The 15148-nt window shown below is 63.5% G+C and carries 16 protein-coding genes; 11 read left to right on the forward strand and 5 right to left on the reverse strand.

Features of this window, described 5'->3' with window-relative positions:
* The first annotated feature begins 55 nt into the window (after positions 1-55).
* The 3 genes from mmuM (at position 56) to ACZ9XP_RS04335 (ending at position 2665) form a co-directional block, all read left to right on the forward strand.
* Entirely contained in the window at positions 56-1003 is a 948-nt protein-coding gene (gene mmuM / locus ACZ9XP_RS04325) for a homocysteine S-methyltransferase (RefSeq protein WP_465188061.1), read from the forward strand.
* 195 nt (positions 1004-1198) lie between these two features.
* Complete coding sequence (locus ACZ9XP_RS04330; RefSeq protein ID WP_465188062.1) at positions 1199-1837, forward strand: YitT family protein; 639 nt, start codon at positions 1199-1201, stop codon at positions 1835-1837.
* Positions 1838-2029: 192 nt separating this feature from the next.
* Complete coding sequence (locus ACZ9XP_RS04335; protein WP_465188063.1) at positions 2030-2665, forward strand: YitT family protein; 636 nt, start codon at positions 2030-2032, stop codon at positions 2663-2665.
* Positions 2666-2737: 72 nt separating this feature from the next.
* Here ACZ9XP_RS04335 and dbpA read toward each other — a convergent pair whose 3' ends face one another.
* Positions 2738-4120, reverse strand: a complete 1383-nt coding sequence (gene dbpA / locus ACZ9XP_RS04340; RefSeq protein WP_147684857.1) for an ATP-dependent RNA helicase DbpA — start codon at positions 4118-4120, stop codon at positions 2738-2740.
* A gap of 78 nt (positions 4121-4198) precedes the next feature.
* The gene (locus tag ACZ9XP_RS04345) at positions 4199-5377 is read right to left on the reverse strand and encodes a PQQ-dependent sugar dehydrogenase (protein WP_147684859.1); all 1179 of its coding nucleotides are present in this window, start codon (positions 5375-5377) and stop codon (positions 4199-4201) included.
* Positions 5378-5504: 127 nt separating this feature from the next.
* Here ACZ9XP_RS04345 and ACZ9XP_RS04350 point away from each other — a divergent pair, with 127 nt between their 5' ends.
* From ACZ9XP_RS04350 to ACZ9XP_RS04360, 3 genes are read left to right on the forward strand one after another with little or no spacing between them, the layout of a single operon-like run.
* Positions 5505-6755: a SpoIIE family protein phosphatase gene (locus tag ACZ9XP_RS04350; RefSeq protein WP_147684861.1), complete on the forward strand. Its 1251-nt coding sequence runs from the start codon at positions 5505-5507 to the stop codon at positions 6753-6755.
* Entirely contained in the window at positions 6752-7312 is a 561-nt protein-coding gene (locus ACZ9XP_RS04355; protein WP_147684864.1) for a SiaB family protein kinase, read from the forward strand. Before ACZ9XP_RS04350 ends, ACZ9XP_RS04355 begins: the two co-directional genes overlap by 4 nt.
* A gap of 1 nt (position 7313) precedes the next feature.
* On the forward strand, positions 7314-7697 hold the full coding sequence (locus tag ACZ9XP_RS04360; RefSeq protein ID WP_147684866.1) for a DUF1987 domain-containing protein: 384 nt from the start codon (positions 7314-7316) through the stop codon (positions 7695-7697).
* Here the strand turns inward: ACZ9XP_RS04360 and ACZ9XP_RS04365 are convergent, their stop codons facing one another.
* Positions 7698-9044, reverse strand: coding sequence for an FAD-dependent oxidoreductase (locus ACZ9XP_RS04365; protein WP_147684868.1), 1347 nt, complete (start codon positions 9042-9044; stop codon positions 7698-7700).
* A 352-nt stretch (positions 9045-9396) separates the two neighbouring features.
* Between ACZ9XP_RS04365 and ACZ9XP_RS04370 the strand changes: the two genes are divergently transcribed.
* Positions 9397-10152 (forward strand): substrate-binding periplasmic protein, encoded by a 756-nt coding sequence (locus ACZ9XP_RS04370; protein WP_170253642.1) that lies wholly within the window; start codon positions 9397-9399, stop codon positions 10150-10152.
* Between the two features lie 5 nt (positions 10153-10157).
* Here ACZ9XP_RS04370 and ACZ9XP_RS04375 read toward each other — a convergent pair whose 3' ends face one another.
* Both ACZ9XP_RS04375 and ACZ9XP_RS04380 read right to left on the reverse strand, forming a co-directional pair.
* A complete protein-coding gene (locus tag ACZ9XP_RS04375) occupies positions 10158-10730 on the reverse strand; it encodes a DNA-3-methyladenine glycosylase I (RefSeq protein WP_147684872.1) in 573 nt (190 codons plus the stop codon).
* Positions 10723-10980, reverse strand: a complete 258-nt coding sequence (locus tag ACZ9XP_RS04380; RefSeq protein ID WP_147684874.1) for a TfoX/Sxy family protein — start codon at positions 10978-10980, stop codon at positions 10723-10725. Before ACZ9XP_RS04380 ends, ACZ9XP_RS04375 begins: the two co-directional genes overlap by 8 nt.
* A 99-nt stretch (positions 10981-11079) precedes the next feature.
* Here ACZ9XP_RS04380 and ACZ9XP_RS04385 point away from each other — a divergent pair, with 99 nt between their 5' ends.
* The 4 genes from ACZ9XP_RS04385 to ACZ9XP_RS04400 all read left to right on the forward strand — a co-directional run bounded on the left by ACZ9XP_RS04385 (position 11080) and on the right by ACZ9XP_RS04400 (position 14851).
* Complete coding sequence (locus ACZ9XP_RS04385) at positions 11080-11658, forward strand: ANTAR domain-containing protein (RefSeq protein ID WP_147684876.1); 579 nt, start codon at positions 11080-11082, stop codon at positions 11656-11658.
* A 244-nt stretch (positions 11659-11902) separates the two neighbouring features.
* Entirely contained in the window at positions 11903-13168 is a 1266-nt protein-coding gene (locus ACZ9XP_RS04390; RefSeq protein ID WP_147684878.1) for a CmpA/NrtA family ABC transporter substrate-binding protein, read from the forward strand.
* A gap of 11 nt (positions 13169-13179) precedes the next feature.
* Positions 13180-14058, forward strand: coding sequence for a nitrate ABC transporter permease (ntrB, locus tag ACZ9XP_RS04395; protein WP_147684880.1), 879 nt, complete (start codon positions 13180-13182; stop codon positions 14056-14058).
* 1 nt (position 14059) lies between these two features.
* Positions 14060-14851: an ABC transporter ATP-binding protein gene (locus tag ACZ9XP_RS04400; protein ID WP_147684883.1), complete on the forward strand. Its 792-nt coding sequence runs from the start codon at positions 14060-14062 to the stop codon at positions 14849-14851.
* The last annotated feature ends 297 nt before the right edge of the window (positions 14852-15148 follow it).

Consider the following 15148-nt stretch of genomic DNA (forward strand, 5'->3'; position numbering starts at 1 on the left):
TATTTTCAAACGCGCGAGCCCCTTAGCCGGGCTCGCTTCGCATGTAGAGGCAGCTATGCAAGACCCGTTGGCCGCAGTGGCTATTAATGATGTGATCATTCTGGATGGCGCCATGGCATCCGAGCTGGAGCGCCGTGGCTGCGACCTGAACGACGCGCTATGGTCGGCGCGCGTGCTGCTGGAAGCCCCCGAGCTTATCCGTCAGGTGCATTACGACTACTACGTGGCTGGTGCGGATGTGGCCACCACCGCCAGCTACCAGGCCAGTTTTGAAGGCTTTGCCAAGCGCGGCATTGGCCACGAGCAGGCCGTGGCGCTGATGCAGCAGTCGGTACGCCTGGCGCAAGAAGCGCGCGATGCCTTCTGTGCCGATGCGGCCAACCTGGCTGGGCGCAAGCCGCCGCTGGTGGCGGCCTCGGTAGGCCCCTACGGTGCCATGCTGGCCGACGGTTCCGAATACCGTGGTGGCTACGGCCTGAGCGTACAACAGCTGATGGATTTCCACCGTCCGCGTATCGCGGCGCTGTTGGCCGCCGGCCCCGACCTGCTGGCCGGCGAGACCTTCCCCTGCGCCGAAGAAGCGCTGGCGCTGGCCACGCTGCTGCGTGACGAGTTCCCCGACGCGCGCGCCTGGATCAGTTTTTCGTGCCGCGATGCGGCCAAGCTGAGTGACGGCACCCCGTTGGCCGACGCCGTGGCCGCCCTGGCTGATTTTCCGCAGATCGTGGCGGTGGGCGTGAACTGCACCGCGCCGCGCCACATTGCACCATTGTTGGGCGAGGCGGCACGGGTTTCGGGCAAACGCCTGCTGACCTACCCCAACTCGGGCGAGAGCTACGACGCCACCACCAAGACCTGGCACGGTAGCAGCGACCCTGGCGCCTTTGCCGACGCCGCCCGCCAGTGGCGAGCCGCCGGCGCCGCCTGCATTGGTGGCTGCTGCCGCACCACGCCCGAAGACATCCGCGCGCTAAGCGCTTGGCTGCGCCCGGTTGCCCGCTAGGTACTGACAGCAGCGTTGATCTGCGCTGTGCATGACAAGGCCCCGCCACCCGGCGGGGCCTTGTGCTGTTGCGCCGTGCTGCCACCCCGGTGCGGCACGATGTACTGGCAAGCTTGTTGCTTATCGAAACCTGCGCCAGCCTGCCTACCCGGCAAGCGTGGCGGCCTTGTCCCGATACACCACCACGGTAAGCACATGACTAGCGAAAGCAAGTGCCTGAATGGCGGACACAATCCGCTGGCACATACCTGGCCAGAAGACCTGCTGGCATTCCTGATTGGTACCTCCTTTATCGGCCTGGGCATGGCCATGTTCGCGCAGGCCGGCTTGTTGACCGGTGGCACCGCCGGCGTAGCCTTCCTGCTGCACTATTACAGTGGTACCTCGTTTGCCTGGCTGTTTTTCCTGATCAACCTGCCGTTTTACTGGCTGGCACTGCGCCAGATGGGGCGTGCCTTCACGCTGCGTACCTTTGTGGCGGTGGCGCTGGTGTCGCTGTTTTCCAGCCTGCACCGCGCGCTTTTCCCCTTTGCCGGGGCGCTTAACCCGTATTACACCGGCCTGCTCGGGGGCTTGCTGATTGGCATGGGCGTGATTGCACTGTTTCGCCACAAGGCCAGCGTGGGCGGGGTGAATATCCTGGCGCTATACGTGCAGCAGCGTTACGGCCTGCGTGCGGGCAAGCTGCAGTTCGGTTTCGACCTGCTGGTCATGGCCAGCGCGCTGCTGGTAGCAGGTTGGCCGCAGCTGCTGGGGTCCCTGATCGGCGCGGCGGCCATGAGCCTGGTGATCGGTTTTTACCACCGGCCCGACCGTTACATTGCCCAGTCCTGATACGCGGGGTGAAATATTGCTGCCGCGCTTGCTTGTCATGCCATCCATGCGTGTTGTGAGCGACTGTTCTGATATTGGCGCAATGTTATTGCCAATATTTTTTACTTGTAGATAGGTTGATGTTTGTTTGTTGTGATTGTTGGCAGTATTGATAAAATGGCAAAATTGTTGCAACGCAATAGAGAGCCCGACATGAGTGCCACCGCTACCACCCTGACACCCCATAACGATGATCAGCTCAGTCATACCTGGCTGGAAGATGTGCTGGCCATTGTGGTGGGTACGCTGCTGATTTCTTTTGGTGTGGCCATGTTCAAGAGCGCCGGCCTGCTGACCGGCAGTACCGCGGGGCTGGCTTTCCTGCTGCACTACCAGACCGGCGTGCCGTTTGGCGTGGCGTTTTCACTGATCAACCTGCCGTTTTACTGGTTGGCAGTCAAACGCATGGGATGGCTGTTTACGCTGAAAACCTTTGTAGCAGTGAGCCTGCTATCGGTGTTTACCAGTCTGCACGGCCAGTTTGCCCATTTTGGCGGGCTGAACCCGTTTTACAGCGGGCTGATCGGCGGCCTGATGATGGGCATGGGGTTTATTGCGCTGTTTCGCCATAAGGCCAGCCTGGGCGGGGTCAATATTCTCGCGCTGTTCCTGCAGGACCGTTACGGTATCCGTGCCGGCAAGCTGCAGCTGGGGGTGGATATGGTCATCCTGCTGGCCTCGCTGTTCCTGGTCAGCGTACCGGCGCTGCTGGGTTCCATTTTGGGGGCGGCGTCGCTGAATATGGTGATTGCCATGAACCACCGGCCAGACCGTTATATCGGCACCTGAGTCGTGCACCACCCATGAAAAAACCGGCCAGAGGCCGGTTTTTTTGTGCCATGCCTTACCAGGCTGGCTGGCTTATTCCACAAAACGCATCTTGTAGCTCTTGGCCTTGATCTTGCCCGCGCTCAGGCGCTCGAAAGCCTGCTGGGCAATGTGACGATCCAGCGCGACAAAAGTGTTGAACTCGAACACGGTGATTTTGCCCACCTGTTTGCCATCCACGCCGCCTTCGCCGGTGAGCGCGCCCAGAATGTCGCCCGGGCGCAGCTTGTCACGTTTGCCGCCGGCAATTTCCAGCATCACCATCGGTGGCAGCAGCGGGCCGCCCGGTGCCGGTTTCAGGTCGGCCAGCTCTTCCCAGGCCAGGTCGGCTTTCTGGTATTCCTCGATGCTGGCGGCGCGGCGTGCGTCGCTGGGGCTCACCAGCGTCAGCGCCAGGCCGTGCTTGTCGCCACGGCCGGTACGGCCGATGCGGTGGATGTGCACTTCCGGGTCGTGTGCCACGTCCACGTTGATCACCAGGTCCAGGTCCTTGATGTCCAGGCCGCGGGCGGCCACGTCGGTGGCCACCAGGGTGGTGATGGTCTTGCCGGCAAAGCGCGCCAGGATCTGGTCACGGTCGCGCTGTTCCAGCTCGCCGTACAGCGCTTCGGCGCTAAAGCCGGCTTGCTGCAGCTCGGCCACCAGCTCTTTGCAGCGCTGTTTGGTATTGCAGAAGGCCAGGGCAGAGGTTGGCCGCACGCTGTGCAGCACGCGGGCGACGATGTCCAGGCGCTGGTCCGGGTCGATCTCGTACCACCATTGCTCGATCTGGCCGGCGTCGTGCAGGGCTTCTACCTTCACCATGTGCGGCTGTTTCATGAACTGCTCGGCCAGCTTGCGGATGTTGTCCGGGTAGGTGGCGCTGAACATCAGCGTCTGGCGGCTACGCGGGCAGGCACGCACGATGCCGACGATCTCTTCGATAAAGCCCATGTCCACCATGCGGTCGGCTTCATCCAGTACCAGGGTTTTGACACCGGCCAGCTCCAGCGTGCCACGCGACAGGTGGTCTTGCAGGCGGCCAGGGGTGCCGACCACGATGTGGGCACCGTGCTCCAGCGAGGCGCGTTGCGGCGCCATGGGCGTACCGCCGCACAGGGTGATGACCTTGATATTGTCGATGCAGCGCGCCAGGCGGCGGATTTCCTGCGCGACCTGGTCGGCCAGCTCGCGTGTGGGGCACAGCACCAGTGCCTGGATGGCAAACCAGCGCGGGTTGATATTGGTGAGCAGACCCAGGCCAAATGCTGCTGTCTTGCCGCTGCCGGTTTTGGCCTGTGCGATCACGTCGCGGCCATCCAGTACGGCTGGCAGGCTTTCTGCCTGGATGGCGGTCATGCTGGTGTAGCCCAGGCTATCGAGGTTGGAAAGCAGGTTTTGCGGCAGTTGCAGGGTGCTGAATTTGGCTTTGTTCACAATGACTTGGCGTGGGTTGATATGGCAAGGCGCGGAGTGTAGCAGCTGGCGGCGTTGCGGCCAACCTTGGGCGCGATTTTAACGCGATGCGCGGCCCGGTTGGCTGCCGGGTGGCTGGCTGGCCAAGCGTAGCAGCTGGCCGTTGCGATCGTCGGCAAACCACAGCGCGCCGTCGGCTGCCTGGGCGATTTCTACCGGCCCGGCGGGCCCGCCCTGGCCGCGCCACGGCCCCAGCAGGGTGCGTGGTTTGCCCTGCGGCAGCCCTTTGCTATCGGTGGCGTAGGCCACAATGCGCTGGCCGTGCTTGCGGTAGCCGTGCAGGCCCACCACCAGTTGGCCGCGCCAGGCGGCCGGTGCCTGTGGCCCCAGCCACCAGACCAGCCCCAGCGGCGCGCTGTGCGCCGGCAGTAGCAAGGTGGGCGCTTGCGTGCTGTTGCAGCGGTAGCGCGGGAACTCCGGTGCGTTCTGCTGCAGATCGTAGCAATACGGCCAACCGTAATGGCTGCCGGCTTGCAACAAGTTCAGTTCGTCGTGCGGCAGCGCGTTATCGTTCTTCAGCTGTAGCGGCAGGTGGATGCCGTCGCGGCTGTTTTCGGCCTGCAGCACGCTGCCATTGGGGTGTACGGCAATGGCCATGCTGTTGCGCAGGCCACGGGCAAACACCCCCAGGTTTTGCAGGCGGCCATCGGCCAGTACGCGGTAGCGGCGCACGCTGCCGGCGGGGTTGCTGCCTTCGGCCTCGGCGCACTGTGGTTGGCCGCGCTGCGTGTCGCAGTTGTCCGAGCTGCTGCCGATGTTCACGTACAGCGTGTTGCCCGCCAGGGTAAAGCTGGTAAGCGGGTGGCGCTGGCGCTGCGGCAGGGTGGCCACGGTGCGCCGCTGTGCCGGTGTCGCCAGGTTGAGCAGGCTGATGCGGCCAACCTCGCCCAGCAGCACACGGCCATCTGGCAGTACCGCTACGCTGTGCGGGCGGTCTAGCCCACGGGCAAGGACGGTTTTTTGCCAGCCATCTGCCTTGCGGGTGAAGCGCAGCAGGCGGCCAGCCGCTGCATCCCAGCGCACCATCTCGGTCAGTAGCACGCTGCCGTCGGGCAGCATGGCGATGCCGCGTGGCAGCGTGAGCCCGCTGGCCACCACGCCAGCGCACAGGCCGGTTGCGCTGGGGGCGGCAAGCGCCGGCACGCCGTGGCAGTTGGCCGCATAGCTGGCACTGGCCAGCAGGGTGCTGCCCAGCAGCAGGATGTTCGCTATTTTCATAAATTATTTGCTTTAATATGGCGGCCTCATTTGGAGGCATTGTTTAACGATAGCGTCAAAGTCCTGTCACGGTTGCGTCACGCACGCTGCCTACACTGCGCGCATTTCCCGATACGCAGGACGCAACATGCAGCGTGACAATATTGCCTTGTCTGCCGTGACCCAGGTGGCCGGCCATCTGCTGGACCAGCCCCCGGTGGTGGCACCGGACAGCAGCAACTACCAGGTGCTGGAAGTGTTTACCAGCCACGAAGGCCTGGCCAACCTGCCGGTAGTGCGCGATGGCCAGCCGCTGGGCATCATCAACCGCAACCATTTCATGAGCATGCTGGCGCGGCCGTTTCACCGCGAGATCTTTGGCCGCAAGCCGTGTACTGCTTTCATGGACACCAATCCGCTGGTGGTGGATTACCACCTGCCGCTGACCGAGCTGTCCTTTGTGGCGCTGCAGCGTGGTGGCAAGGTGCTGTCCGATGGTTTCATCATCACCGTAGATGGCGCCTACGCCGGTGTGGGGCAGGGCGTGTCGCTGATGCAGGCACTGGCCGACCAGCAGGCCGAAAAACATCGCCAGATGATGGACAGCATCCATTATGCCTCGGTAATCCAGCAGTCGTTTTTGCAAAGCTCGCGCCGCGACATGGCTGCCTGCCTGCAGGACTATTTCATGGTGTGGGAGCCGCGCGATGTGGTGGGCGGTGACTACTACTATTTCGTGAAGCGCGACGATGGTTTTTTTGTGGCGGTGATCGACTGCACCGGCCACGGCGTGCCCGGTGCCTTCATGACGCTGATCATGGCCTCGGCGCTAAAACAGGTGCTGGGCAGCCACGACCTGCACGACCCGGCTGCGCTGCTGGGGGCCATCAACCGGCAGGTGAAGGAATCGCTGGGCCAGTTGGCCGACGATGAGCGCCACCCGGAGCTGCACGTGGAAGTGCGCAGCGACGACGGCATGGACTGCGCGTTTTGCTGGTACGACTACGCCAGCCACACGCTGACCTTTGCCGGTGCCAAAACCCCCATTTTCGTGCTGCCGCACAAGGGCGACGAGGTGGACGTGGTGGACGGCAACAAGAAAGGCGTCGGCTACGTCAGCACGCCGCTGGACTACCAGTGGGACAACCGCAAGGTCAAGCTAAAACCCGGCAGCCGCCTGTATATCAGCACCGACGGCATCATCGACCAGATTGGCGGCGCCAAGCGCATCTGCTTTGGCAAAAAGCGCTTCAAGGAGCAAATCATCAAGCACGCCCAGCTGCCGATGGCACAGCAACAGCAGGCACTGCTGGACGCTTTTCATCAGTGGCAGGGCGAAAACAGCCGCCGCGACGACGTTAGCCTGTTTGGCGTACACATCAAGGAGCCACGCGAATGAGCCTGGACCACTTTTACCGCTTTCAAGACCTGGCCCGCCAGCAGAGCGTGGTCTTCTACTACACCGGCTATTTTTCGCAGGCCATCGTCAGTGCCATGGGCGACGCGCTGCGCCAGCGCCTGAACCAGACCGACGCCAGTAATGTGCAGCGCCGCAAACTGTTCTCGGTATTTATAGAAATGGCGCAGAACGTAGTGCATTACTCGGCCGAGCATCTGTCCGCCAGCGACAGTACCGACCAGGAAATCCGCCGTGGCGCGCTGTGGGTAGGCGAACAGAACGGCCACTTTTACGTGGTCTGTGCCAACCCGGTAGCGCGCGAGCAGGTTGGCCGCATCCGCGACAAGCTGATGCCGCTGCTGGGGATGAGTAACGACGACATCAAGCAGCTGTACAAGCAAAAGCTGCGCAGCGACAACGACGCCGAAAGCAAGGGCGCCGGCCTGGGCTTTCTGACCGTCGCTCGTGAAGCCACCGAGCCGGTGGAGTTCGACTTTATCGACGAAGACGGCCCGCTCAGCCCCATTACCATGTTTTATCTGAAAGCTTCTATCTGATATGCAAAACCTTCATATCCCCGCCACCAGCTACAGCCCGCAAGTCGACTTTGATTTTGCCCGCCACCACCTGAGCCTGAGGGGCGAGAGCTACCCGGAAAACGCCAGCGTATTTTTTGCCCCCATCATGGCAGCCCTGGACGCCTACCTGACGCCACTGGACCACGTGCGTATTACCGTAGACGTGCAGCTGGCCTACTTCAACAGTGCCAGCACCAAGGCAATTCTGGCGATTTTTGAACGGCTGAACGCGGCGGCAGTGGCCGGCAACTACGTTACCGTCAACTGGCATAGCGACCCGGACGACGACACCATCATGGAGTTTGGCCAGGAGATCGCCGAAGACAGCCCGGCGCTGGACGTGCACCTGCTGTCTCTGGCCTGATCAACCCATCATCTCGCGGGCGGCGCGCAGCCCGGACAAATAGGCACCGTGCACGGTGGCAAAGTGCTGGCGCGAGGTGGCTTCCCCGGCAAAAAAAAGCTTGCCCGCCAGCGGTGCGGCCAAGGTGTCGCGCATGGCGGGCGTGCTGCCTACTGCATTAAACGAGTAGGCGCCGCCGGCGTACGGGTCGCTGCGCCAGCGGGTGATCTGCGCGGCAATCGGGGCGGGCGTGTCCGCACCGAACAGCAGGCGCAGGCGCTGCATGGCGCTGTCGACAATGGCCCGGTCCGGCCAGCCCTCCAGCGTGCGGCTAAACTGCGCGGCATTAAAACCCAGCAGCACGGGTTGGCCGCTGGCACCGTGCACGTTCAGCCACTCTACCCACTGGCCGCGCTCTGCCAGCGGTGGCAGGTATTCCAGCCAGTCTTGCTGTGGCCAGAACACGCGCTCGAAACGCAGATAGCATTTGTTGAAATCACCCATCCCCAGCGCCTGTATGGCCTGGCGATGCGGCGCAGGCAGGCTGGGCGAAAACTGCACGCTACCGGCCTGCAGCACCCCCAGCGGCAGGGTCAGCAGTACGCGGTCTGCCGTCCAGTGCCGGTTGGCGCTGTGCACGGTCACGCCCTGGCCTTGCCAGTCCACACGCTGTACTGCCTGCCCGGTTTCGATGGACAGCCCGCGTGCCAGATAGGTGATCAGCTGGCCAAAGCCGCCGGGAAACAGCCGGTCCTCGCCCTTGCCACCCTCGGCGCTGTCAAACCAGTGCGCCGACAGCTGTTCGCCGCTGGCGGCGTATTCCTGTTCTATATCGCTATTTAATACAAACAGCAGCTGGCTGCGCTCGCGCGGCGACAGCCTGGCCCAGCCTAGTTCCTGTTGCAGCACAGTCAGTAGCGGCTGGTCTTCGGGGGCCTGCTGGGCGGTGCGTACCGCGCTTGAGAGGCGGCTGCGCCAGACGGCAAGCTCGCGCTCCAGCGTGGCATCGGCCTCTTCGCCATCGCTGTCGTACAGCACGCTGCGCTCGTAATAGGTGGGGTAGGTGGCGGCACCGGCGGCACTGGCCAGCTGGGTTAGCGGGTTACCGCGGCTGCCGTGTATCCAGGATGCGCCCAGGTCCAGCGGCAGGTCGCGCCAGGCCTGGCTGGTCCACACCCGCCCGCCCAGGCGGCTGCGGGCCTCCAGTACGGTAACGTGGTGGCCGGCGTCGTGTAGCGCCCGTGCCGCCGCCAGGCCAGCCATGCCGGCACCGACCACGACAATGCGTTGGCGTTTCGCCGCGGGGGCGGCCAGGGCGGTGCTGGCCAGCGACAGGGCGGCCAGCTGCAGGAAAGTACGCTTGTGCATGGGTTTGCTCCCTTGGTTAGCTAGCGGCAGTGTGCCTTGCCGCATGGCCGCGATAAAAGCCGGGCTGCGTGTTGCCCGCAGTGCCTTGGCTGGCGTGTTGCAGACTACAGTATGCCCGCTGTCGGCAGCAGCAAAGCAGGGGGCTACGGTTGGTCATGAAGAGGGGATGCGCTGTTTTTGTCTGCTAACGCCGGTGCATCAGGCATATCTTTCCCCGCTGTCTTTGTGCCTGGCATGGCGGGCGGGTTTGTCGCCAGATAGGGGCAAAAAAGAATTATCGAAGCCCTAAATGCTGCTGGCGAGCGCTTGGGCGGTAGCGTATACCAGCAAGGCTGTACCAAGGAGGGCTGCCATGATGCGTATAAAAAACAGGGGTTTGGCCGGTCGTGTGGCCAGGCTAGGGTTGGCCGCAGTGGTGCTGGCGGGGCTGGCATGGCCCGCGCAGGCGACGACGCCGCCATTGCGGGTGTTGCTAAGGGAAAAACCGGCGACCGAGGGTCAGACGGAGTCGGGTGCAGGATTCCAGTCGTCGCTGGGGGCGTTGCTGGCGCAAAAAATGAAGCGCCCGGTGCGCTACCTGAGCCTGCCGCGCAAGCGCCTGCCCCAGGCGCTGCAAGCGGGTGAGGCGGATGTGCTGTGCGGTTATATTCCGGAGTGGCTGCCCGGTCCGTTTCGCTGGAGCGTGCCATTCATCGATGTCAGTGATCTGCTGATCAGCAGCACACGGGTGGCACCGCTGGACAGCATTACCCAGCTGGCCGGCAAGCCTATCGGTACGCTTAGTGGCTACCGTTACCCCAGGGTGGAGCAAATACTGGAGCAGCAGTTTGTGCGTAGCGATAGCGTGTCGGTGAAGGCCAATCTGCAAAAGCTGCTGGCGGGCCGCTACGATTACGCCATCGTGGGGGAGGCGGCGCTGCGCTATTACCTGCAGCATGATTTCCCCAAGCTGCCGCTGAACCCGCCGCAGGTGCTGCACCGCGTGCGGGCGCAGTGTGCGCTGTCGCCAGCGTCGCCACTGACCCTGGCGCAGCTGAATCAGGCTATCGGCCAGATCCAGCGCGATGGCAGCTACGCCAGGCTGCTGGCGGCCAACCCCTGGCACTGAGCCGCTTACGGGCGGTTGGCCGGGTGGCAGTGGCAGCTCACCAGGTGGTCGTTGACCACGCCGGTAGCTTGCAGGAAGGCGTAGATCACCGTGCTGCCGACAAAATTCATGCCGGCCTTTTTCAGTGCCTTGCTGATGCTGTCCGATAGCGGCGTGCTGGCCGGGGCCTCAGCCAGCGTGGCCCAGTGGTTCTGCACCGGCTGGCCACCTGCCTGCGCCCACAGCCAGGCGGCAAAGCTGCCGTGTTCACGCTGCATGGCCAGAAACACCCGCGCGTTGCGGATGGCGCTGTTGACCTTTAGCCGGTTACGCACGATGCCCGGGTCCTGTAGCAGGCGTTCTACATCGGCGTCGGTCATCGCCGCCACCTTGACCGGGTCGAAGTCGTGAAACACGCGGCGGTAGTGCTCGCGTTTGCGCAGGATGGTAATCCACGACAGCCCGGCCTGCGCGCCCTCCAGTATCAGCATTTCGAACAGCTTGCGGTCGTCGTGTACCGGGCGGCCCCACTCGTGGTCGTGGTAGGCCACATACAGCGGGTCGGTGCCGCACCAGCCACAGCGTATCGGTTCAGTCATGTTTTTTCTCCAGGTCTTCCAGTGCCATTAACAAAGCCAGGCGGTCTTCGCGGGCGACAGCTTGCCAGCTACGCCCGCTCAGTGCGCCTTCCAGTGCCCACAGCAGGTTCAGGCTGGGGCGCTGGCCGCTGCGTTTTACCTGCAGGTAGGCGGCTACGGCGCCCAGCTCGCGCAAGTTGGCCGCGTCAGTAATGCCCGCCGCCTGCAGCATGCGCCAGGACGCCGGGCCCAGGTTGGCGGTATGTGTCATGCCGCCAGTGTAGCGCGGCGCTGCTGCCAGCGTGTTGTCAGTGGCATGGCACAGACCTTGCTGCTTTTATGGCTAATTCACTCCAAAGACAGGTTACTCATGTTAAGCGTGATGCTGGTCAACGATGGCTCCGGCAAGGCCGCCGCGCTGAAAGAAGCGCTGGCGGCAGCGGGCGTGCGCGTGGTGGCCGAGGTGGCGGCCAACCTGCAGCTGGCCGACATGCTGGCTGCCGCACGGCCCGACGTGGTGCTGATCGACAGCGATGCACCGTCGCGCGACATGCTGGAGCAGGTATGCGTGATGGGCGCGCGCCATGGCCAGCCGGTGGTGATGTTTACCGACGACAGCCGCCGCGACACCATCCGCGCTGCGCTATCGGCCGGGGTAGCGGCCTATGTGGTGGGCAGTGTGGAGGCGGCGCGTATCCAGCCCTTGCTGGAGGTGGCCATCGAGCGCCACCAGCTGGAGCAGACACGGCGCAGCGAGCTGGCTAGCGCCCAGCAGCAGCTGGCCGAGCGCAAGGTCATCGAAAAAGCCAAGGGCCTGCTGATGCAGATGAAAAACCTGGACGAGCAGGCCGCCTATAAACAGCTGAGGCAGCGGGCGATGCAGCAGCAAAAGCGCCTGGCCGACGTGGCGCAAGAGATCATCAGCCTGGCCGAATGGCTGCAAGGCTGAGCCGTGCTGGTGCGTGGCCGCGCTATCGCGGTGCACAAAACCGCTAGCGGGACAGTAAAAGCAGGTTTTCAGGCTGGCACGACACTTGCTGAAGTGACAGCAGGCGCAAGGTAGCGCCAAGACATTCAACAGGAAGGTGCCAACGGCGGCGCAAGCCTGGGAGTACGGACAACGGCGTCCGTTGCCCTTTCTGACGAGAGGGCGACGGACGCTTTTCTTTTGTGGCTACCGCTAGGAGCAAACCATGAAACAGCGTCAACACCCCGACACCCCCCACACTGCGGCCAACGCCCGCCGCGACTTTCTCAAGGGAGCCTTGTCACTGATGGCCTCTACTGCCTTGCCCGCCGGCTTTATCCTGCCTGCGCTGGCTGCCCCCGTGGGCAAACCGGAAAAAACCGAGGTCAAGGTGGGGTTCATCCCGCTGACTGACTGTGCCTCGGTGATCGTGGCCGCCAAGATGGGCTTCGACAAGAAATACGGCATCACCATCGTGCCCTCCAAAGAGGCCAGCTGGGCGGCGGTGCGCGACAAGCTGGTGAACGGCGAGCTGGACGCCTCGCACGCGCTGTACGGCATGATCTACGGTGTGCACCTGGGCGTGGGCGGCCCCAAGAAAGACATGGCGGTGCTGATGACGCTGAACCAGAACGGCCAGGGCATCACACTTTCCAACCAGCTCAAAGACAAGGGCGCTACCACCGGCCCGGCGCTGGCCAAGCTGATCAAGGCCGAGCCGCGCGAGTACACCTTTGCCCAGACCTTTCCTACCGGTACCCACGCCATGTGGCTGTATTACTGGTTGGCCGCGCACGGTGTGAACCCGCTGACTGACGTGAAAACCATCGTGGTGCCGCCGCCGCAGATGGTGGCCAATATGCGCGTAGACAATATGGACGGCTACTGCGTGGGCGAGCCGTGGAACGCCCGCGCCATCGCCGACGGCATCGGCTTTACCGTGGCCACCACCCAGCAGATCTGGCCCGATCATCCGGAAAAGGTACTGGGCACTACCGGCGACTGGGTCAAACAGTACCCCAATACCGCCCGTGCGCTGGTGGCGGCACTGCTGGAAGCCTCGCGCTACATCGACGACGTGAAAAACCGCGCGGCAGTGGCCAAGCTGATCTCCGACAAAGCCTACGTCAACGCGCCAGAGCCGGTGATCGAGGGCCGTTTCCTGGGTGCCTACGAAGACGGCCTGGGCAAAAAGTGGCAAGACCCCAAGCTGATGAAGTTCTTCGACGGCGGCAAGGTCAACTACCCCTACCTGTCCGACGGCATGTGGTTCCTGACCCAGCACAAGCGCTGGGGCCTGCTGAAAACCGACCCGGATTATCTGGCGGTGGCAAAACAGATCAACCAGACCGCCATCTACAAAGACGCCGCCGCCATGGCCCGCGTGCCGGTACCGGCCAGTGACATGCGCAGCAGCAAGCTGATCGACGGGGTGGTGTGGGATGGCAAGAACCCGGCCGCCTACGCCGCCAGCTTCAAGATCAAGGCCTGAGGAGGTGTGACATGACGGTTGCCAAACCTGTTGCGGCCAACATGCCGCTGCCACGCCGCCGCAAGCCGGTATCGCCGGTGGCCCGCCTGGCCGCCACCCCCGTGCTGGCACCGGTGGTGCCGCTGCTGCGTGCCGTGGTGCCGCCGCTACTGGGCCTGCTGGCTTTTCTGCTGTTGTGGACGCTGGTGTCGCAGCTGAGCCGCGGCAGCCTGCCCGGCCCGGTCAGTACCTGGGCGTCGGCGCGCGAGCTGTTTGCCGATCCCTTCTACCAGAACGGCCCCAACGACCAGGGCATAGGCTGGAACATCCTGATGTCGCTGGGGCGCGTCGGCATGGGCTTTGGCATGGCGGCGCTGGTGGGTATTCCGCTGGGCTTCCTGATCGGGCGCTTTGATTTTCTGGCGCGCATGACGGCACCGGTGATCAGCCTGCTGCGCCCGGTGAGCCCGCTGGCCTGGCTGCCTATTGGCCTGTTGGTGTTCAAGGCCGCCAGCCCGGCGTCGATCTGGGTCATCTTTATTTCCAGCATCTGGCCGATGATCCTCAACACCGCTGCCGGTGTGCGTGCCGTACCGCAGGACTACCTGAACGTGGCGCGCGTGCTGCGGCTATCAGAGTGGAAGGTGTTTACCGTCATCCTGCTGCCGGCCACGTTGCCGCACATGCTGACCGGTGTGCGTCTGGCGGTGGGCACGGCCTGGCTGGTGATTGTGGCCGCCGAGATGCTCACCGGCGGCGTGGGCCTGGGCTTCTGGGTATGGGACGAATGGAACAATCTGAACGTGGAGCACATCCTGATCGCCATCTTCGTGGTGGGGCTGGTGGGTTTGCTGCTGGAACAAGCCCTGGTATGGCTGGCGCGCAAGGCCAGCTTCGGGCAGGAGAACTGATATGGACCGCTTTGTCGAGCTGGAAAACATCCGCAAGCATTTCGATACCAAAAAAGGCCGCTTCGTGGCACTGCAGGACGTGAACCTGACCATCCGCCAGGGCGAGTTCGTATCGCTGATCGGCCACTCCGGCTGTGGTAAATCCACCGTGCTGAACATCATCGCCGGCCTGTTGGACCCCAGCGATGGCATAGCGCTGTGCAATGGCCGCGAGATCGACGGGCCCGGCCCAGAGCGCGCCGTGGTGTTCCAGAACCACAGCCTGCTGCCGTGGCTTACTTGCTACGGCAATATCCTGCTGGCGGTAGAGCGCGTGTTTGGTGCCAAGGAGAGCAAGGCGCAGCTGGCCGCCCGTACCGAAGAGGCGCTGGCGCTGGTGGGCCTGCAGCACGCCCGCGACAAGCACCCGCACGAGATATCGGGCGGCATGAAGCAGCGCGTGGGCATTGCCCGTGCGCTGGCCATGGAGCCCAAAGTGCTGCTGATGGACGAGCCATTTGGCGCGCTGGACGCACTGACCCGCGCCAACCTGCAGGACGAGATGGTCAAGATCGTGGAAAAAACCGGCAGCACGGTGGTGATGGTGACGCACGACGTGGACGAAGCCGTGCTGTTGTCCGACCGCATCGTAATGATGACCAACGGTCCAGCGGCTACTGTTGGCGAGATATTGTCGGTAGACCTGCCACGCCCGCGCAGCCGCCTGGCACTGGCCAGCGACCCGGCCTACCACGCCTGCCGCAGCGCGGTGCTGGACTTTCTGTACCAGAAGCACAAGCGGGAAGCGGCTTAACCGAAAACAGTTTGTCCCGCCAAGCGCGTTGATACCGGGCCCCGTGCCCGGTTTTTTCATGGGCGTGTCTGGCTGCGCTGCCTCGGGGCAAACAGGCCGGCATGCAGCAAACTGGTGCGGCGCTGCACCAGGGCTAGGCAGGGTTGGCCGCAAAAGCGGCTGAAACAGTACTGCCAGGCTGGCACGGCAGTTGCTCTAGCCAGAATACGCAAAGGTCTCTTGCGCCAATGGCGGCGCAAGAGCGGGACAAGGAAGTCCGCTACCGTGGGGGTGCCCACGGTAGCGGGCTTTTTTTTT

The sequence above is a fragment of the Vogesella perlucida genome (assembly GCF_979366545.1).